Source organism: Nostoc sp. FACHB-152 (genome assembly GCF_014697475.1).
Lineage (GTDB): Bacteria > Cyanobacteriota > Cyanobacteriia > Cyanobacteriales > Nostocaceae > Nostoc_B.
The window spans coordinates 219,365-237,761 of the sequence record NZ_JACJRV010000002.1; the positions used below are offsets into that span (position 1 = coordinate 219,365).

17 protein-coding genes are annotated in these 18,397 nt (G+C 39.9%); 11 read left to right on the forward strand and 6 right to left on the reverse strand.

Annotated features, from left to right (window positions below; all coding sequences use genetic code 11):
* Positions 1–75 precede the first annotated feature (75 nt).
* Together H6G76_RS03060 and H6G76_RS03065 are read right to left on the reverse strand one after the other, a co-directional pair.
* The gene (locus H6G76_RS03060; protein WP_190695185.1) at positions 76–1,305 is read right to left on the reverse strand and encodes a calcium-binding protein; all 1,230 of its coding nucleotides are present in this window, start codon (positions 1,303–1,305) and stop codon (positions 76–78) included.
* Positions 1,306–1,769: 464 nt separating this feature from the next.
* The gene (locus tag H6G76_RS03065; protein ID WP_190695187.1) at positions 1,770–2,096 is read right to left on the reverse strand and encodes a hypothetical protein; all 327 of its coding nucleotides are present in this window, start codon (positions 2,094–2,096) and stop codon (positions 1,770–1,772) included.
* A gap of 199 nt (positions 2,097–2,295) precedes the next feature.
* Here H6G76_RS03065 and crtD point away from each other — a divergent pair, with 199 nt between their 5' ends.
* Together crtD and H6G76_RS03075 are read left to right on the forward strand one after the other, a co-directional pair.
* On the forward strand, positions 2,296–3,834 hold the full coding sequence (gene crtD / locus H6G76_RS03070; protein ID WP_190695189.1) for a C-3',4' desaturase CrtD: 1,539 nt from the start codon (positions 2,296–2,298) through the stop codon (positions 3,832–3,834).
* Positions 3,835–3,993: 159 nt separating this feature from the next.
* On the forward strand, positions 3,994–4,362 hold the full coding sequence (locus H6G76_RS03075; protein WP_190695191.1) for a Dethiobiotin synthetase: 369 nt from the start codon (positions 3,994–3,996) through the stop codon (positions 4,360–4,362).
* A 3-nt stretch (positions 4,363–4,365) separates the two neighbouring features.
* Here H6G76_RS03075 and H6G76_RS03080 read toward each other — a convergent pair whose 3' ends face one another.
* A complete protein-coding gene (locus H6G76_RS03080) occupies positions 4,366–4,977 on the reverse strand; it encodes a hypothetical protein (RefSeq protein ID WP_190695193.1) in 612 nt (203 codons plus the stop codon).
* 289 nt (positions 4,978–5,266) lie between these two features.
* Here H6G76_RS03080 and H6G76_RS03085 point away from each other — a divergent pair, with 289 nt between their 5' ends.
* The 7 genes from H6G76_RS03085 (at position 5,267) to H6G76_RS03115 (ending at position 13,211) form a co-directional block, all read left to right on the forward strand.
* Positions 5,267–6,217 carry an ABC transporter ATP-binding protein gene (locus H6G76_RS03085; protein WP_190695195.1) on the forward strand — a complete coding sequence of 317 codons (951 nt, stop codon included), beginning with the start codon at positions 5,267–5,269 and terminating at the stop codon, positions 6,215–6,217.
* Between the two features lie 34 nt (positions 6,218–6,251).
* Positions 6,252–8,162, forward strand: coding sequence for an ABC transporter permease subunit (locus H6G76_RS03090; RefSeq protein ID WP_190695197.1), 1,911 nt, complete (start codon positions 6,252–6,254; stop codon positions 8,160–8,162).
* A 94-nt stretch (positions 8,163–8,256) separates the two neighbouring features.
* Positions 8,257–9,957 carry a hypothetical protein gene (locus H6G76_RS03095; RefSeq protein WP_190695584.1) on the forward strand — a complete coding sequence of 567 codons (1,701 nt, stop codon included), beginning with the start codon at positions 8,257–8,259 and terminating at the stop codon, positions 9,955–9,957.
* Between the two features lie 155 nt (positions 9,958–10,112).
* Positions 10,113–10,871 (forward strand): ATP-binding cassette domain-containing protein, encoded by a 759-nt coding sequence (locus H6G76_RS03100; protein ID WP_190695199.1) that lies wholly within the window; start codon positions 10,113–10,115, stop codon positions 10,869–10,871.
* Positions 10,868–11,500 carry an ABC transporter permease gene (locus H6G76_RS03105; protein ID WP_190695200.1) on the forward strand — a complete coding sequence of 211 codons (633 nt, stop codon included), beginning with the start codon at positions 10,868–10,870 and terminating at the stop codon, positions 11,498–11,500. The genes H6G76_RS03100 and H6G76_RS03105 overlap by 4 nt, the downstream gene beginning before the upstream one ends.
* Before the next feature lie 3 nt (positions 11,501–11,503).
* On the forward strand, positions 11,504–12,418 hold the full coding sequence (locus H6G76_RS03110) for a glycine betaine ABC transporter substrate-binding protein (protein ID WP_190695202.1): 915 nt from the start codon (positions 11,504–11,506) through the stop codon (positions 12,416–12,418).
* 52 nt (positions 12,419–12,470) lie between these two features.
* Positions 12,471–13,211 (forward strand): phytochelatin synthase family protein, encoded by a 741-nt coding sequence (locus H6G76_RS03115; RefSeq protein ID WP_190695204.1) that lies wholly within the window; start codon positions 12,471–12,473, stop codon positions 13,209–13,211.
* A 145-nt stretch (positions 13,212–13,356) separates the two neighbouring features.
* Here the strand turns inward: H6G76_RS03115 and H6G76_RS03120 are convergent, their stop codons facing one another.
* Positions 13,357–13,593: a hypothetical protein gene (locus H6G76_RS03120; protein ID WP_190695206.1), complete on the reverse strand. Its 237-nt coding sequence runs from the start codon at positions 13,591–13,593 to the stop codon at positions 13,357–13,359.
* 155 nt (positions 13,594–13,748) lie between these two features.
* On the opposite strand from H6G76_RS03120, the gene ggt reads away from it, so the two are divergent.
* Positions 13,749–15,548, forward strand: coding sequence for a gamma-glutamyltransferase (ggt, locus tag H6G76_RS03125; RefSeq protein WP_190695208.1), 1,800 nt, complete (start codon positions 13,749–13,751; stop codon positions 15,546–15,548).
* A 181-nt stretch (positions 15,549–15,729) separates the two neighbouring features.
* Here the strand turns inward: ggt and H6G76_RS03130 are convergent, their stop codons facing one another.
* Positions 15,730–15,996, reverse strand: a complete 267-nt coding sequence (locus H6G76_RS03130; RefSeq protein ID WP_190695210.1) for a hypothetical protein — start codon at positions 15,994–15,996, stop codon at positions 15,730–15,732.
* 634 nt (positions 15,997–16,630) lie between these two features.
* Positions 16,631–17,221: a DUF1802 family protein gene (locus tag H6G76_RS03135; RefSeq protein WP_190695212.1), complete on the reverse strand. Its 591-nt coding sequence runs from the start codon at positions 17,219–17,221 to the stop codon at positions 16,631–16,633.
* Between the two features lie 79 nt (positions 17,222–17,300).
* Here H6G76_RS03135 and H6G76_RS03140 point away from each other — a divergent pair, with 79 nt between their 5' ends.
* Complete coding sequence (locus H6G76_RS03140; RefSeq protein WP_190695214.1) at positions 17,301–18,260, forward strand: aldo/keto reductase; 960 nt, start codon at positions 17,301–17,303, stop codon at positions 18,258–18,260.
* Positions 18,261–18,397: the final 137 nt, after the last annotated feature.

An 18,397-nucleotide genomic window follows, 5' to 3' on the forward strand; every position in this document is an offset into this window, starting at 1 on the left:
AATCAGTCCATTATTACCTGTCTTCTTTTGGGTTGCCTATTGCCTATTGCTTAAACCTGATTCCTATAAAAGCTTTTATACAAAATTGAAATCAGTAGCAATGTTCACATTGGTTGTATCACGAATTAAAGCAATCAAGTCACCTTGATAGAAGACTCGTGTATCAAGAGCAGAAGTACCTTCATAGTTGCCATAACCAAGGGTGTATTGGCTAGCAGTACCTTTAGCTTCAATATAATCAATAGATGACCAGTCTGTAATTGAAGCGTAGCCTGCGCCTAGATAAGAAACACCCCAGGAACCGCCGAGTATGAAGCTATCAGCCCCACTACCACCAGATAAGGTGTCATATTCTGTGCTGCTGGTTGCAGTATTATAACCATTGATGCGATCGCTACCACCATCACCATAAATAGTATCATTGCCTCCACCACCACCGAGGTAGTTAGAGGAACTCGTACCATAGATAGTATTATTGAGTCCGTTACCATATCCACTGTAGGCAGTGCCTAACAAGCTCAGGCTTTCGACATTTGCTGTCAGAGTATAAGTAGAAGCATAAGAGTAAACAGTATCTGTACCCTGGTTGGCAAACTCAGTAACTACGTCAGAACTGTTATCAACAACATAGTAGTCATTACCACCGTAACCATACATAGTATCCACCCCAGCCCCACCGTTGAGATAGTTAGCAGAATTCGTACCATAGATGGTGTTATTGAGTCCGTTGCCATATCCACTGTAGGCAGTACCGAACAAGCTCAGGTTTTCGACATTTGCTGTCAAAGTGTAAGTAGAAGCATAAGAATAAACAGTATCCGTACCCTGGTTAGCAAACTCTGTAACTACATCAGAACTAGTATCAACAACATAGTAGTCATTGCCACCGTAACCATACATAGTATCCACCCCAGCCCCACCATTGAGATAGTTAGCGGAATTCGTACCATAGATGGTGTTATTGAGTCCGTTGCCATATCCACTGTAGGCAGTACCGAACAAGCTTAGGTTTTCGACATTTGCTGTCAAAGTGTAACTATAAATAGAAGAGTAAACAGTATCAGTACCCTGATTTGCAGACTCAGTTACTACGTCACCACTGCTATTGACATAGTATCGGTCATTTCCACTGCCACCATACATTTTGTCTTCTCCGGTGTTGGCAGTGGAATAACTACCTAGAACATCATTGCCTGCTAGTCCATAGATAGTATCGCTAGCAGCAGTACCTTCTAGGCTAGGGTAAAGTACTCCATTTTGAGTTGTGTTGTTGTCATTGAAATTAGTCCCAAAAATAGTCGCCATACCAGTTTTTTCCTGTAAAAAGTCAAGTTGTTTTATGCAGATTTAAAATTATTTAAATCTGTTATTTACCTTTGCCGGATTTTGATATAAATGTGAAATTCTCAGTAGCGGTACTACTATTTTTTGGCAAAATAGCTACGCTACATTTTTACGGTAAGATTGGAACCTCGTATTTCTACTTAGGTATACTTATTGATCAATCTCGCTAGATAGAATTTCTGTAAAATTGGAATTTTGTTACAAAGCTTAAAACTTGCTGACTCCGCAATCTCAACAATCAATCTGGGTGCGTCAGTCTTGCTAATGGTATAAGACAACAAAAATGCCCGACTTCTTTGACAAGTCGGGCATCTAAAGCCCAGCAATTTTTACACAATAAAATTGGTATATAAAAATACTAATACTTTAAGTCGATTTCAAGACTAACCTAGAAAGCCAAGCAACATTAATCACAGTCTTTGCAGCTAGACAGTTTCGCACCATTCCATTTCTATAGCTGCCGTATAAGCATAATTATCAGGAAAGTATGTAACTTTTGTAATTCTAAAGTTCTGATTTCGCCAAATAATGTACTCTCCTAAGCTTGGGACTCTGGGTAATTTAATTGTTTTAGCTTCTGTATCCTGCAATCCCTTGTCGGATTCGATTAGGTTTTGAGGGATGCCATGAGCAATCACGCGAATTTGAACCATTAACCATATGTCACGGCAAAAATGAACAAAAGTCAGGATATTTGTAGACTTTTGCCGTGGTATGAGTAAAACATCCAAAATTTTACTATCTTTTAACATACTGATATCTCTCCCAATTTACATAAGAAAATTTATGCATTTGGATAGATGATATCTAGAATCTTTTAAATTTCCTATGTGTTTTTGACAACGGTAGAAGGCTTTGATTAGAGACGAGTCAATGGTTAAAGCCTAATTAATGTTTCTCGGTAATCTAAAATTATGAATAGAAATATTAAGAAATATAAAGTAGATATCAATGTCCAGTGCTGTTATTGACAAAAGTAAATCTCGTGTTGTGGTGATTGGTGCAGGTATTGGAGGACTGACGGCTGCGGCATTATTAGCGCATCGTGGCTACAGCGTTTTAGTCCTTGACCAAGCCATTGTACCGGGAGGCTGTGCTTCTACATTTAAGCGTCAAGGGTTCACTTTTGATGTCGGTGCAACTCAAGTAGCCGGGTTGGAAGCAGGTGGAATTCACCACCGCATCTTTTCGGAACTAGAAATTGATTTACCAGCAGCTACTCCTTGCGACCCTGCTTGTGCAGTTTATCTCCCAGGGGAAACCACGCCTATTAATGTTTGGCGCGACCCAGATAAATGGCGGGAGGAACGACAACGGCAGTTTCCAGGAAGTGAACCTTTCTGGCAGTTATTAGCGACTTTATTTGATGCTAGTTGGGAATTCCAAGGGCGTGACCCAGTTTTACCGCCGCGTAACTTGTGGGACTTGTGGCAGCTAGTTCAAGCAGTACGTCCCAATACTTTTATGACTGCGCCTTTCACGTTGTTGACGGTGGGTGATGCCTTAAGGTTATGCGGAGTGGGTAATGACCAGCGTTTGAGAACGTTTTTAGATTTGCAATTGAAGTTATATTCTCAGGTGAGTGCGGAAGAGACAGCGTTACTATATGCAGCAACGGCATTGAGTGTGTCGCAATTACCCCAGGGATTGTATCATCTGCAAGGTAGTATGCAGGTGTTAAGCGATCGCCTAGTCGCAGCATTAGAAAGAGATGGTGGGCGGTTATTAATGCGTCATACCGTCGAACAAATCAAAGTTGAAAACGGCAAAGCCACCGCTATTGTCATCAGAAACCAGAAAACAGGCGAAGTCTGGACAGAAACAGCCGACCATGTAGTAGCTAACGTGACAGTCCAAAACCTAGTGCAACTATTGGGCGACAAAGTTCCATCAGGTTACAAACAGCGCGTAGAAAAACTACCACCAGCATCAGGGGCATTTGTTGTGTACTTGGGTGTAGATGCCAGTGCCATTCCTGTAGATTGTCCGCCCCACCTGCAATTTATGTATGATGCCAACGGCCCCATAGGCGAGAATAATTCCCTGTTTGTTTCCGTCAGCCATCCTGGTGACGGCCGCGCACCCCAAGGTAAAGCGACAATTATTGCTTCTTCCTTCGTTGATTATCAACAATGGTGGCAGACTCCAGATTATCAAGGGCTGAAACAACAATATACCCAAGAAGCGATCGCTCGTCTCAACCAATATTTTTATCTCAAACCCGAAACCATCATTTATCAAGAAGCCGCCACACCCCGCACCTTTGCCCATTACACAGGGCGCGATCGCGGTATAGTTGGGGGCATCGGTCAAAGAATACCCACTTTTGGCCCCTTTGGTTTCGCCAACCGCACACCGATTAATTCCCTGTGGTTAGTTGGCGACTCCACCCATCCCGGCGAAGGTACAGCTGGAGTGAGTTATTCCGCATTGACAGTAGTTAGACAAATTCAGGCAGAAAGAAACAAGGCAATAGGTAATAGGCAATAGGGAAGAGGATTTGACTTGTTTGTTTCATTCATTGCGGTGGTGTGCCGCCAGTGCAGATGCGCCTAAGAAACACAGGCCTCTAGCCCCATCTTCCAGCCAACGTATTTGAAACAACAGATAAACACTGATAAATTAGCAGTGTCTATCTGTGTTTAACTAATGAATTACGACACAGCCCGTAAATTGCTGATATCTCAAACAATCACAACTGAAGACAACCCTGATGCTTTATTGATGCGGATGAAGCAGGGAAAACCACCTGTTCCTGGCCAGATTACCTCAATTTTGTTGGCATTAAAAGTTTTGTTTGAAGCCCTCAAAGATGTACCCAGCCTAGACCGAGAATTAATTTATGCGCTTTATCAGTTAGGTGTAAAGACGCAACATTTATATGTAGCTGGACGCAAAGCTGGGGTAGATTGGCCGCCGCTACTTAAAGAAGATTTAATTAGAATTTCTCTGGCTACGGAAAGTATTTTTTCTGGTGTATGGCAAACCCCGCCATCTGGAGGCTTGGGCGGGGGATAAAGTTCAACGAGTTTGCAATTCTGTGAGTAATTTATTTACATCAGTTTTGAGTAAAACTGTCATTTGTCCAGTAAAAGCTTTACCGTTTCGAGGTTTAGCTATTTCTATCCAATAAGCATAGCGATCGCCCACACGTAATTGTCCCTGTAAAGCTTCTTTAATCGGAGTTTTCGCAAAACGAGCCGAGTTGACTTCACCTTGGCTAGGGTAGTCATAGGCCACTTGAGCTTGATTAAAATCTTGATAGATATCGTAGCCGTAAATCACCCGCAAAGATTCTTGCAAGCGTTGAAAGCTCATGCCGTTAATAGCATCATACATAGCCAAGCGTTCATAACGAATCCGGCTGCGGTCTTTGGAAAACTCCACCTTACCCGGAGGTAACACCGAAGCTTGAAAAGTAAAGCGTTGGGCGGCTGTATCACTCTTCTGAACATACAATTTTTCGCCACTTCCAGGACGCAATGTAGGATGGGCGTTCATCCAAGTAGTAACTTCTTCCGTACTTTGCCCTGGTAAAGCATTGGCTGGATAATCAAAACCTATTCCCACGCCCAGCCAGGGAACTAGAGAACAAGACAAAATTAAAGCATTAACCAAAGATTTTTTTAGCATTTTTATATTCGGGACTCACACGGAAATTGCCCAGTTATGGGTTAAATATAGTTTTCCCGTTTTATTGTGAGATTATTTCAATTTTGTTACGAATGGGTATTTCACCTTATAGAAACAAGCAATTTCGCATCTCTACTTCAGATCCCCGACTTCTTAAACAAGTCGAGGATCTAGCTATTTGCTGAAATAACTTTTGTATCAATTTAGTTTCAATTTTGGAAACAACCTGAACAATAACTAGAGAAACAGGCTAGCTTAGTGTATAATTTACTGCCGCACACTAATAGCTATGGTAAAAGAATTAGCAATTCGCACCTGTGGATTAATTAAGCAATTTGAGCGGCATATAGCCGTTAATGATGTTGATTTAGAAATTCAGGCGGGTGAAGTATACGGACTAATTGGCCCAAATGGCGCGGGTAAAACAACTCTCATCCGAATGTTGGCGACAGCTGAGGAACCAACAACGGGTGAGATTTATATTAATGGCGATCGCATGGTACGTGGCAAGAGTAATGCAACTATCAAGCGTTATCTTGGTTACTTACCCGATGACTATCCTCTGTATGAAGATTTGACAGTTTGGGATTACTTAGACTATTTTGCGCGTCTGTATCGTTTGCGAGAACCACGCCGCACTCAACGTCTGCATGAAGTTTTAGAACTTATCCAACTGGGTAATAAACGCAACAGTCTGATTTCTACCCTGTCGCGGGGGATGAAGCAGCGATTGAGTTTAGCACGCACCATCATCCATGAGCCAATTTTACTATTACTAGACGAACCTGTATCTGGACTTGACCCCATCGCCAGGATGCAGTTCCGCGAAATTATCAAAGCGTTGCAAGAAGCTGGGATGACAATCTTAATTTCTTCCCACGTTCTTAGCGACTTAGCAGAATTATGCACTTCTATTGGCATTATGGAACTGGGTTTTTTGGTAGAAAGTGCCTCACTCCAACAACTGTACCAACGCCTCGCACGTCAGCAAATTGTGTTGTCAACATTGGGGAAAGTAGACGCAGTTATTAGCGAATTGCGAAATCATCCTTTAGTGGAAGAATGGGAAATTCTTCCTAGTAAAAATAGCATCCGAATCAACTTTTCTGGAAACCAAGAAGCTTGTGCGGAATTTTTGCGATCACTTATTCAAGCTGGCATTCCCGTGAGCGATTTCCATTGCACTCAAGAAGATTTAGAAACTATTTTCCTCAAGATGGGTCATAAACAAGCATCCTGAAACATTATCTGCATACATTTAGAGAATTTCATCTATGTACCTTAATCTATTAGACAGAATAGGCAACTGGAATCCACAATTTTTTCGAGAAATTAAAGGTCGCCTTAAAGGTTTTAACGTCTTATTATCCTTAGCCATTTCTTTTGTTATTCAATTAATCCTTTTTCTTTATCATATTGGACAATATCCTAATGATAAATATCCTATGAGTGGGAATTATTGTAATTTGAGTAAAGGTTATGAACAACAACTAAGTTCAGTTTCCCAACTCATCGAACAAGTTCAGCAAAAAATTAATTTTTATAGCGGTAACAAAAAATATGATATAGCAATAACTCAACAATTCAAAACAGAACTAGTATCTCTACAAGCACAAAAAGAGCAGTTAAATGATACATTGTATAAACAATCTTGCCCCATTGAGCAATTAAACATCCAAATATGGTGGCAAGACCACTGGCAATACATTTTTCTGACGCTATGTGTAGTCTTTATCTATACTCTTTTAGTAGCAGGCACTTATTTATTAGTAAATAATTTAGGACAAGAAGAACGCGGTGGTACTCTAAATTTTATCCGTCTCAGTCCTCAATCAGAAGCCAGTATTTTGATTGGCAAAATGCTAGGAGTACCAATTGTTATTTATCTGATGATTGTTGCTGCTATTCCTTTACATCTATGGTCAGGATTTTCGGCAAAAATTGCTTTAAGTTCCATTTTTAGCTTTTATATAGTTCTGGCTGCTAGTTGTTTCTTTTTCTATAGTGCAACACTATTATTTGGCTTGCTGAACCCTTTGTTTAGTGGGTTTCAACCTTGGTTAGCTAGTGGTGTAGTTATGGTCTTTTTGATGATAACCATGCAGATGTCATCGTATAATCAAGACCTCCACAATACAGCAACTTGGTTAAGGCTGTTAAGCCCTTTTGATATGACCAAGTATTTGTTCCCAAGTTTAATGCAAGCAGGTAGCCCATCTACAGTACAAGATGTACAGTTTTTCTATCTACCAATAGCTAAAAATTCAAACACTTTTTTGGGAATTCATTTATTGAACTATGGTGTTGGGTCATATTGGATTTGGCAAGCATTAAAGCGACGCTTTCGTAGTTCTAATGCGACACTAATTAGCAAAACTCAGAGTTATTTACTAGTAACTTGCGCTCAGATAGTTTTTTGGGGATTTACTCTGCAATATACGAAAAACTATTGCCCATATAACCCTACATATCAACCCAAGAACTGCTATTACGATTTAAATTACCAGATAAGTCAAAATTTTAGCTTTTTAGTATTCTTCAACTTAGTTCTACTATTGGGCTTACTGGTTATTTTGTCTCCCCATCGTCAACAAATACAAGATTGGGCAAGATATCGTCATCAAGAAGCTGCTAGTCATAATAATGTTAAAAATAACTCTTGGTGGCGAGATTTAATTTGGAGTGATCATAGTCCTGTAATAATAGCGATCGCAATTAACCTTATGATGGTTACCATTCCGTACTTAATTTGGATTGTTATGGCTCCAGCTTTAAATATTAACCATAACAACAGCATAGATTGGGTAAACAGTATTGGCAGAATGAAAGCTCTTTTAGGAGTGCTTTTATTTATGTGTATGATGATGATTTATACGACCATAGCTCAGAGAATGCTATTACTAAAAACACCTAAGCGTGCATTATGGGCAATTGGAACTATCGGTTTAGTGATGTTTACTCCACCGATAATTTTAGGAATGTTAGAAATCACGCCCCAAACTAATTCTTTCTTATGGCTATTTTCTACATTCCCTTGGTTAGGAATAGAAAACTCAGCAACAACAACAGTTTTTATGGCATTTTTGGCTGAGTTAACTGTTTTAGGATTGTTAAATTTACATTTGACCAATCAGGTTAAATTAGCAGGAGAGTCAGCTACAAAAGCATTATTAGCGGGGCGATAAGTCAGCAGCTAGTAATTAGAGGTTAGACATCACTCATAAATATCTAGCCTCTTAAAGCATAAATCATCACTAATCATTGAGAGTAATAGTGTCCATGCAAAATTTTATCAACCAATTAGGTAACTTGAATCCACAGCTATTTAGAGAACTGAAAGGTCGCCTTAAAACCCGAAACATTTTGTTAGCAACCACTATATCTTTGCTGGGTCAATTTATCTTATTTATGTCTTTCCTAACCCAGATACCTGCAAGTTCGCGTGTGTTGAACATATCTGCCCATAGATATTGTACAGGTGCAGCAGAATATGGTTCATCCCAATGCCTCAGAGATGGATTAGATAATATCATTATTAACTGGCAATTGTGGTCGTTTGATGCCTTTAATTGGCTGAGTATTATCGCTGGCTTTGGATTATTAGTAGCAGGAACATATTTCCTCATTCATGATTTAGCTACTGAACAAAGGCGAGATACGCTTAATTTTATCCGCCTTAGTCCCCAATCACCACAAAGTATTTTATGGGGAAAAATGCTTGGGGTTCCTATTCTATTTTATGTTGCGGTACTAGTAGCAATTCCGTTACATTTATGCTTAGGTTTAAATGCTCAACTCCCATTAATTCAAATTTTGGGTTTTTATGCAGCAATACTTGGTGCTAGTTTTTTATATTTCAGTGCTGCATTGCTATTTGGTTTAGTTGGTTCTTGGCTAGGAAGTTTTCAAGCTTGGTTAGGTAGTGGCACATTATTAGGTTATCTCATATTTACTAAACAAGCGATCGCACCTAATTTTTCTACTGATACTCCAGTTACTATACTTGGGCTACTTAACCCATACTTTTTGATTCCCAATGCTGAAATTGAGCGTCAATTTATCAGCGATATCCCGCAATTCACTGGCTTTAGTTGGTTTCTGTTCCCATTAGGAGATAATTTCGCTCTGACTGTTTGCTTTGCTTTATTGCTTTATTTTGCTGGTGCATATTTTATTTGGGAATCTTTGCAGCGTTGTTTTCAAGGTTCTACCACTACAATCTTAAGTAAAAAGCAGAGTTATTTACTGACGGCTTGCTTTACTCTCATCACTTTAGGCTGTGCTAATTGGCAAAAATTAGTTTTTACTAACGAAACTGGCAATTATTTGCTGCAAGAAAATATAGCACTTCTAATGGTTTTAGACTTTGGGCTATTTTTATATTTAATTGCAGCCGTCAGCCCTAGCCGTCAAACACTACAAGAATGGGCGCGTTATCGACACATTTCTTATATCCAAGGAACTAAACGTAGTAGTTTAATCTATGATTTAATTTGGGGGGATAAAAGTCCGGGAATTTTAGCGATCGCCATTAATGCAGCAATCGCAATTACAGGTTTATCATTCTTGGTTTTAATTTCTCAAGCCAGCAACGATAATAAACTAAATGGCTTAATTGCATTGTCTTTTGCTGGTAGTTTAGCCGTAATTTATGCAGCTTTAACGCAATTAATTTTGTTCATGAAAAATGAGCAACGGCTATTATGGGCAAGTGGAGTACTAATTGCTGTCATTGTATTACCACCAATCATATTAGCTCTGTTTTTCTCTAATCCTAGTAATCACCCTATTGTCTGGCTATTCTCTGTCTTAGCCCCCATATTAGCTTTATCTCCCTCAGGAGACTATAAAATATCATTTGCACCTTTTCTGGCAATTTTAGGACATTTTACTATCACGGCTTTGTTGGTATCTCAACTAAGTCGAAAATTGAAAAAAGCAGGAGAGTCTGCAACTAAAGTATTGCTAGCGGTAAATTGAGAAATAGCTAGTACAGAAACTCAATTTACCTAAGTGAACTTTATGAAATAACCCGCTTCGGCGGGTTTTGCTTTTTTAGAGGGAATTCTAATTGCTAAGGCTGAGTCTACCAAAATCAGCAATAATAACTTAAAGTCAGCTACCAACAGTCAACCATGCCGCAAAATCGCCAAATTGCTGTTGAATTCCGCGATGTCAGCTTTAGCCGTAACCATCGCAATTTAGTATCTAATCTCAATTTCTCTATCTATCAAGGAGAAGCTTTAGTATTACTTGGACGTAGTGGTAGTGGCAAAACCACGACAATGAAGTTAATTAATCGTCTATTTACGCCAACAAAAGGTGAGGTAATATTTGATGGCATTTCTACAAATCAATGGGATGAAATTAAACTGCGGCGCAAGATTGGATATGTAATTCAAGAAACTGGTTTATTTCCTCATTTCACTGTAGAACGCAATATTGGTTTAGTCCCTAGTTTAGAAGGATGGAAACCAAAACAAATAAAAATGCGAGTTAGTGAATTGTTGCAATTGGTAGGTTTAGATCCCGTACAGTTTGCTGGGCGTTATCCTCATGAACTTTCGGGAGGGCAAAGGCAAAGGATAGGCGTAGCAAGGGCTTTAGCCGCAGATCCCCCAGTTTTATTGATGGATGAACCCTTTGGCGCACTTGATCCCATTACCCGCTTAGAATTGCAACAGGAGTTTCGACGGTTACAGCAAGAACTAGGTAAGACTGTGGTTTTTGTCACCCACGATATTCAAGAGGCTTTTGTTTTAGCATCAAGGATAGGTTTAATGTCTGACGGAGAACTGCTAGTATTAGGGACAAAGGAGGAATTTCTGCGATCGCAACATCCAGAAAGCCTAGCTTTTATTCAATGTCTGCGTTCTCTGCAAGACAATTTATGAAAGACTTTTTCCTTATCAAGTATGCCCCAGAAATTTTTCAGCACACGCTAGAACATCTATTTTTGGTAGGCATTGCTATCACAATTGCAACACTTATCGGCATTCCTTTAGGGATTTTAATCACGCGTCAAACTCGCCTACGCCAACCAATTCTCGGTATTGCCAATGTATTGCAAACTATTCCAAGTTTGGCACTATTTGGTTTACTAATTCCTGTACGTGTAATTGGTGGTATTGGTGTTGTGCCAGCAATTGTAGCTTTGACTTTATATTCTTTTCTGCCGATAATTCGTAACACTTACACAGGAATTACAAGTGTAGATCCAGCGATTATTGAAGCTGGCAGGGGTATGGGTATGACTGATCAACAATTGTTGTTACAAGTCGAACTGCCTTTAGCTATAGGTGTAATTTTAGCTGGGGTAAGAGTCGCCACAGTCATCGCTATTGGAATTGCCACTATTGCTGCCGCCATTGGTGCTGGTGGTTTAGGCGTGTTTATTTTTCGCGGAATTGCAGTGGTGAATAATGATTTAATTTTAGCTGGGGCAGTGCCAGCCGCTATTATTGCATTATTTGCAGATTGGCTAATTGGTTTGTTTGAAAAAAAATTGAAAATCAAAGTTTAAAAAATGAAAAGATTTTTGATGTTTTTCATTTTAACTTTTGCTTTATTAGTAGCGATCGCCGCTTGTAACCCCAACGCTAACAATACTACTGGCGATATTGTTGTTGCTTCTAAAGATTTTACAGAACAAGATATTTTAGGCGAACTCTTAGCCCAACAAATAGAAGAAACAACCAATCTCAAGGTTGCGCGTCGTCCTCGTTTAGGCGGTTCTTTTGTTTGTCATAATGCGATTCTGGCTGGCAAAATCGATGCTTATATCGAGTATACAGGCACAGCTTTTACTGGTATTCTCAAACAGAAATCTCTGAATGATCCAAAAGAAGTTTATAAGAAATTAAAACAAGCCTATGCCCAACAATTTAAGCTGGAAGTAATGCCTAGTTTGGGTTTTGAAAATACTTTCGCAATGGTAATTCGCGGCGAAGACGCGAAGAAATACAATGTTCAAACTTTATCTCAGGCTGCACAATATACACCCGCATGGCGCGGCGGTTTTGGCTACGAATTTTTAGAACGAGATGATGGTTTTCCGGGGTTAGCGAAAACTTACGATTTACGTTTTTCTAAACCACCGCAAATTATGGACTTGGGTTTAATATATCGGGCGTTAGTACAAAAGCAAGTCGATATGGTAGCAGGAAATTCTACTGATGGACAGATTGCTCGTTTAGGTTTAGCTGTGTTAAAGGATGATAAAAAATATTTTCCACCTTACGAAGCAACGCCAATTGTAAGGCAAGAAGTGTTAAATAAATACCCGGAGTTGGGACAGGCGATCGCTCAACTTTCTGGTAAAATTTCCGCAGATGAAATGCGGCAATTAAATTATTTAGTTGAAGGCGAATTAAGAGATATTAAAGAAGTTGTGCGTGAGTTTCGTAAATCTAAGAGTTTAGCCTCACGCAAAGACGCATAGACGCGAAGCGGCTTCCCGCAGGGTAGGCGCAAAGTTTTTAAATGGAGAAGTTATGAATATTAAGTTACATAAAACTTTTAAAACAACTGTTAAGGCTGCAATTATTTGGTTTTGTGTTTCAAGCGGAACGGTTATTTCTCAAACACTACCTGTCTCATCTAACTTGATTACCTTTAATTCCGATGAAGGAGAAAAGCTATTAATTCAAAGTCGCGCTAGAGAAGATTTTTTTCCTTTGAGTATGCAGTTTGTCACTCAAAATAATCAAGCATTCTGTGGCGTTGCAAGTAGTGTAATGGTGCTGAATGGTTTGGGAGTTCTCGCACCAGAATCACCACAGTATTCTCCCTATAGAGTGTTTACTCAAGAAAACTTTTTTAGCAACGAAAAAACTAAAAAAGTTATCACGCCTGAAGTTGTTGCTCGTCAAGGTTTGACTTTAGATCAATTAGGAGGATTAATTGCTAGTTATGATGTCCAAGCCAAGGTTTACCACGCGGCTGATACTAATTTAGAACAGTTTCGTAAGCTAGTATCAGAAAATTTGAAGCAACCTAATAATTTTGTAATAATTAACTATTTACGTAAAGAAATTGGTCAAGAAAAAGGTGGGCATATTTCACCTATTGCCGCTTACAATGAGCAGACAGATAGATTTTTGATTATGGATGTTTCTCGTTATAAATATCCGCCAGTGTGGGTGAAAGCCGCAGATTTATGGAAGGCTATTAATACTAAAGATATAGTTTCAGGTAAGACACGCGGCTTTGTTGTAGTGAGTAAAGTTAATTAAAGGTATCAATTTTTATTTATTATTTACTCGATACGTACTTAATTTTACATTTAATTGCTATAAATATAGTGTAGTAAATATGTTTTTGTTGGGTTTCTTTAAATAACCATTTATTATTAGAAAGGAAATATTTAACCTTTTGTTACTAAATCCACGGAGCATTCTCAATCAAAGCATTTAACATCTGCTGGAAGTTTTGGCGGAACATTACAGCTAACAAACCGCAGAATATTGTAGTTGCTGCCATCACCCACCAAAAGTGAGCGATGTGCCATAGGCCGCCGAACAGGGCAAAGATGATTAGTCCAGCAGTAGCCCCCCCGGCAAACAGTAGAGTTGTTTCTTTAGCGATTTGTTTGAAGACGCGTGGTTTTGATTCCATAAAATTATCTTCTGCTGGTTTAAGCACTCGTTGCTCTATTGTAACGAGATGATGTTATTGACATGAATTTATAAAGTATTGATCTATGAAAATTTAAATAATTAACTGCGAGATCAAGCGATAGGCTAAGACATAGCAAACCAAACAGTATACAAATGTCTATCTTTACGAAACCCAAACAGGTTGTATTTACTGTCTTTTCCCTTAGCGTTCTCTGTTACAGCCAAGTTGCATCAGCGACTACCACCTTACCTCTACGCAGCAAAAAGGGGATGGTAGTATCTGCTAATCCTCTGGCTAGTGAGGCGGGACTGGCGATGTTACGCAAAGGTGGGAACGCGGTTGATGCAGCAGTCGCCACAACTTTTGCAATATCTGTAGTTGAGCCTTTTTCAGCCGGAATTGGTGGCGGTGGATTTCTGCTACTGCATTCTGAGAAAACTGGCGAGATGAAAGCTTTGGATTTCCGGGAACGCGCACCAATTAAAGCAACAAGAAATATGTATTTGGATGCACAAGGAAAGGTGCGTCCGAATGCAAGTGTGAATGGTTATTTGGCGGTGGCGACACCAGGAACGGTGGCGGGGATGTATGAGGTGCATCGCCGTTATGGTAAGTTGGCGTGGAAGGAAGTTGTCAAACCTGCGATCGCTCTGGCTAAAAATGGTTTTATTTTAAGTAAACAGCTAACTTGGCGCTCAATTCAAGTTTACGAAAACCGTAAGCCAGTAATCCTCCAGAATTCAGCCGCTAGTGCCATATTTACCCGAAATGGCGAATTTTATCAGCCTGGAGAAAGATTAGTGCAACGCGATTTGGCACGCACTTTAGAAAGCATTGCTGACAATCACCAAAATTTTTATACTGGAAAAATTGCTCGTGCGATCGCTTCTGATATGGCACAAAAAGGTGGTCTAATTACTTTAGATGACCTCAAGGCATACAAACCAATTTGGCGAAATCCTCTCTGCGGTAGTTTTCGCAAGGCTAAAATCTGTTCAATGCCACCACCATCATCAGGTGGCGTTCATCTATTGCAGATTTTAAATATTATCGGTGACACTGATTTAAAATCTTGGGGATGGCATTATCCAAACGCTTTACATTTAATGACGGAAGCGATGAAGATTGCCTACGCAGATCGCTCACAGTATTTAGGCGATCCTGATTTTGTTAAAGTACCTGTACAAGCCCTCATCAGTCCAGCTTACGCCAAAAAACGCCGTCAAGAAATTAATTTAGATGTGGCGAAACCGGCATCACAAATCAAGCCAATAGATCCAGAAACGCTCAAAGGTTTCGGTCAGGTGGGGAATCAAATCGTCCCCCTACCTAACAAAATATTACAACTGCAAGCTACTCGCTACGAATCTCTAGAAACAAGCCATCTTTGCGTTGTGGATGAACAACGCAACGCTGTCAGCCTGACTTTTACAGTTAATCTTGGTTTTGGTTCTGGGGTAGTGACACCAGGAACAGGAATTTTACTCAATAACGAGATGGATGATTTTGCCTCTGCGCCAGGAGTACCTAACAACTTTGGCTTAGTTGGCAATGAAGCGAATGCGATCGCACCCCGCAAAACTCCTTTGTCGAGCATGACTCCGACAATTATTACAGAAAATAATCACCTCCGAATGGCAGTGGGGGCCCCTGGTGGCAGCACAATTATCACGCAGGTTTTGCAAGTGATTCTCAATGTGCTGGAATACAACATGGACGTTGGTGCAGCTGTCTCCGTTCCACGCATACATAATCAGTGGCTTCCTGATGAGTTGCGTGTCGAACCTTGGGGTTTGGATGCTTTAACTCTGCAAGACTTACGCCGCCGTGGACATAACATCAAGGAAGAAAAAGCTCCTTGGGGTAATGCTAACGCGATCGCAGTTACAGCAGATGGCAGCTTAGAAGCAGCGGCCGATCCTCGCGGTGAAGGTTCGCCTAGAGGCTGGTAGACAGTTATAGCAGGATATAGGGAACAGGTGACAGGTGACAGGGTTAAAAGCCTTTCATTATCTAAATTTTCTCATCTGTCAATGTTCTAACTACCTGAGCTATTGCTAGATCACCTAATGATGCAGTACTGCCGTTGTTGGATGTTTCAAAATTCTTGAAGACTCAATTTTCTAATTGCAACTATTGGTTCTGCACCATTGATTCTGAGTATTCAACTTGAGTGCCAAACTCATTAGCTCTGGCACTAGGAACTAATGTCCAACCAGCCTTCAGCAGTTTTTGATAAGTTGCCCACCCCTTAGAACCACCAGGAATTTGATAATCTCGTACTGCAAATTGAGGATAAGCTGTGTAGGGTCGCCAACCTTTACTGGCCTCAACTTGCAAATATAAAATCTTCTCACTGTTGTCGCCAGACTTAGATAACCAGCACATTTGTCGATGCATGGTAAACTCCTTATTGTTTAGCTAAATGCATAATTACAGACTTTTGTCAAGTCTTACATCACCCTTATGGGATAATTTTTGATTTCCTTAGTATGTGTCCATATACCTACAAATTGGTTTAGTAAAATTACGTAAGTCAATTGATAGATTCTCCAGCCCAACTTTTTAATGTGCAGCACAACAAGATTACTCCATCATCAACCAAGAATACTTTCTAAAATTTCTATTTGCTGCGATTTTTTGGCTAAAAAGCTGTTGATAACTCAATATCTTTCACTCCGTGACTTTTAATGATTCATAATCGCTGAGAGGCGCGATAATATAACGCCTCTCAGGGATAGTTCACTGGCTATGAGGGCAATGTTTTTCTCATGGTATCTGCGGTTATTGCGAATGTATGTAGCAAGAGTTACGTTTTTGGCTTATGTCTGAATAACGAATGATTTGTTTTGCTAGTTACACTAGTAAAATTTTCTTATCTCCTTATACTTAATCTGCTCAAAACATTTTTTTGAGTGCAAGCATCAAATGCTGATGACTGTTGATATTCACAGCGATGAGACTTAAAAGTTATAGTCGTAGTTAGATACGTTAGGAAATTTTGACACAGTGAATGCTAGCAATAGCAATAGTTTTACCTTATGCCTCCTGCTTCACCAATAATCGTGCGAATTTCCTTGACGATTTCTGCGTAGTCAAAATCTGACAAAACTGGTGTTGCACCTTGGATGTTAATTGGCTGTGCTAAATCAATCCATGACTTGCAACCACCATATTGCGAAAGATAACTTATTTCTTGCACTTTAGGTAGTTTATAAGTTCGTAGCAGCAGAACATACAAAGGCTGACGAGGTTTCCATTTCAGGCGATCGCTAATAAAATATTCATTCCAGATATGAAAGGGGAGTAAAGCATTAACAGTAGACTCCTCACTAATTGGCAAAATATCTGTAATTTCAGCCCAACTACCGATGCGAACCGTTTCTGGATGCCAACCAGAAGTTACTGGACAGACGAGATTGGCATATTCAGATTTTAGCAGGAACGGCTGTTGATGTTCATAGGTAGGGTAAAGTAAAACCTGTTCATGAGCAACTTGGAAACGTCCGTTTTTCTCATGAATACCGCCTTTACGCAGTAACATGATTGTCTTGCCACTTTCTAAGGCATTTATCGCCACAGACCATTCTTTGAGAGCAGATATCGTAGTCAAATCCATCAGCATCTACTGTAACTCTGATTTAATTTCTAGCTAAGACCGTTAAAGTATGAAACTATCCGGGGAAATGAATTAGGGAAGCATCATGGAAAAGCGAAAATTAGGTAAATCGGAAGTAGAAATCACACCCATTATTGTGGGAACTTGGCAAGCTGGGAAAAAGATGTGGGTGGGAATTGAAGACGCTGATTCGATTAAAGCCATCCGCACCGCATTTGAAGCCGGAATCACCACTGTAGATACAGCCGAAGTTTATGGTGAAGGTCACTCTGAACGCATTGTAGCCGAAGCTTTAGCAGATGTGCGCGACCAAGTACAGTATGCCACAAAAGTTTTTGCCAACCATCTTAAGTATGATCAGGTGATTGAAGCTTGCGATCGCTCTTTAAAAAACCTCAAAACCGATTATATTGACCTTTATCAAATTCATTGGCCTTCCGGTACTTATAATAGTGAAGTTGTGCCAATAGAAGAAACGATCAGTGCTTTAAATCATCTCAAACAGCAAGGAAAAATTAGAGCCATAGGTGTTTCTAACTTTTCAGGCGCGCAATTGGCAGAAGCATCAAAATATGGACGCATTGATAGCTTGCAACCTCCATATAGTTTATTTTGGCGGCAAGTTGAACAAGATGCTAGACCCTATTGTATCGAAAATCAAATTTCTATCTTGGCTTATTCACCCTTAGCCCAAGGATTGTTAACCGGAAAATTTAAACGTGGACAAACATTTCCGCGAGAAGATAACCGCTCTGCAAATAAACTATTTCAAGGCGAAAACTTTGAACGCGCTCAACAAGCTTTAGATAAACTGCGTCCGATAGCAGAACGCCATAATTGTACATTGGCGCAGTTAGCATTGGCTTGGTTAATTGCCCAACCCCAAGCAAATGCGATCGCTGGTGCGCGTTATGCTGAACAAGCAAAAGATAATGCTGAAGCTGCTAACGTTAAACTCTCAGCCGATGAAATTGCTGAAATCGATGCGATCGGGCGAATTGTCACCGATCATTTAGATCAAAACCCAGTCATGTGGAGTTGGTAAGCTGATTAGATCCCCGACTTGTTTAAGAAGTCGGGGATCTATGCCTTGATGCAAATAACTAATGACAAAGATTGCAGAAGTAAACAAAATGTCAACTTTAGTAAACTAGGGCTGACTCCTCAATAAGTGAGTGCTAA

Bases quoted from the DNA above. Each gene is read 5' to 3' on its own strand.
- H6G76_RS03120 (WP_190695206.1), bottom strand. From the start codon at position 13,593: ATGGAATCAAAACCACGCGTCTTCAAACAAATCGCTAAAGAAACAACT.
- H6G76_RS03060 (WP_190695185.1), bottom strand. From the start codon at position 1,305: ATGGCGACTATTTTTGGGACTAATTTCAATGACAACAACACAACTCAA.
- ggt (WP_190695208.1), top strand. From the start codon at position 13,749: ATGTCTATCTTTACGAAACCCAAACAGGTTGTATTTACTGTCTTTTCC.
- H6G76_RS03135 (WP_190695212.1), bottom strand. From the start codon at position 17,221: ATGCTGATGGATTTGACTACGATATCTGCTCTCAAAGAATGGTCTGTG.
- crtD (WP_190695189.1), top strand. From the start codon at position 2,296: ATGTCCAGTGCTGTTATTGACAAAAGTAAATCTCGTGTTGTGGTGATT.
- H6G76_RS03105 (WP_190695200.1), top strand. From the start codon at position 10,868: ATGAAAGACTTTTTCCTTATCAAGTATGCCCCAGAAATTTTTCAGCAC.
- H6G76_RS03100 (WP_190695199.1), top strand. From the start codon at position 10,113: ATGCCGCAAAATCGCCAAATTGCTGTTGAATTCCGCGATGTCAGCTTT.
- H6G76_RS03085 (WP_190695195.1), top strand. From the start codon at position 5,267: ATGGTAAAAGAATTAGCAATTCGCACCTGTGGATTAATTAAGCAATTT.
- H6G76_RS03075 (WP_190695191.1), top strand. From the start codon at position 3,994: ATGAATTACGACACAGCCCGTAAATTGCTGATATCTCAAACAATCACA.
- H6G76_RS03065 (WP_190695187.1), bottom strand. From the start codon at position 2,096: ATGTTAAAAGATAGTAAAATTTTGGATGTTTTACTCATACCACGGCAA.
- H6G76_RS03115 (WP_190695204.1), top strand. From the start codon at position 12,471: ATGAATATTAAGTTACATAAAACTTTTAAAACAACTGTTAAGGCTGCA.
- H6G76_RS03095 (WP_190695584.1), top strand. From the start codon at position 8,257: ATGCAAAATTTTATCAACCAATTAGGTAACTTGAATCCACAGCTATTT.
- H6G76_RS03130 (WP_190695210.1), bottom strand. From the start codon at position 15,996: ATGCATCGACAAATGTGCTGGTTATCTAAGTCTGGCGACAACAGTGAG.
- H6G76_RS03080 (WP_190695193.1), bottom strand. From the start codon at position 4,977: ATGCTAAAAAAATCTTTGGTTAATGCTTTAATTTTGTCTTGTTCTCTA.
- H6G76_RS03090 (WP_190695197.1), top strand. From the start codon at position 6,252: ATGTACCTTAATCTATTAGACAGAATAGGCAACTGGAATCCACAATTT.
- H6G76_RS03110 (WP_190695202.1), top strand. From the start codon at position 11,504: ATGAAAAGATTTTTGATGTTTTTCATTTTAACTTTTGCTTTATTAGTA.
- H6G76_RS03140 (WP_190695214.1), top strand. From the start codon at position 17,301: ATGGAAAAGCGAAAATTAGGTAAATCGGAAGTAGAAATCACACCCATT.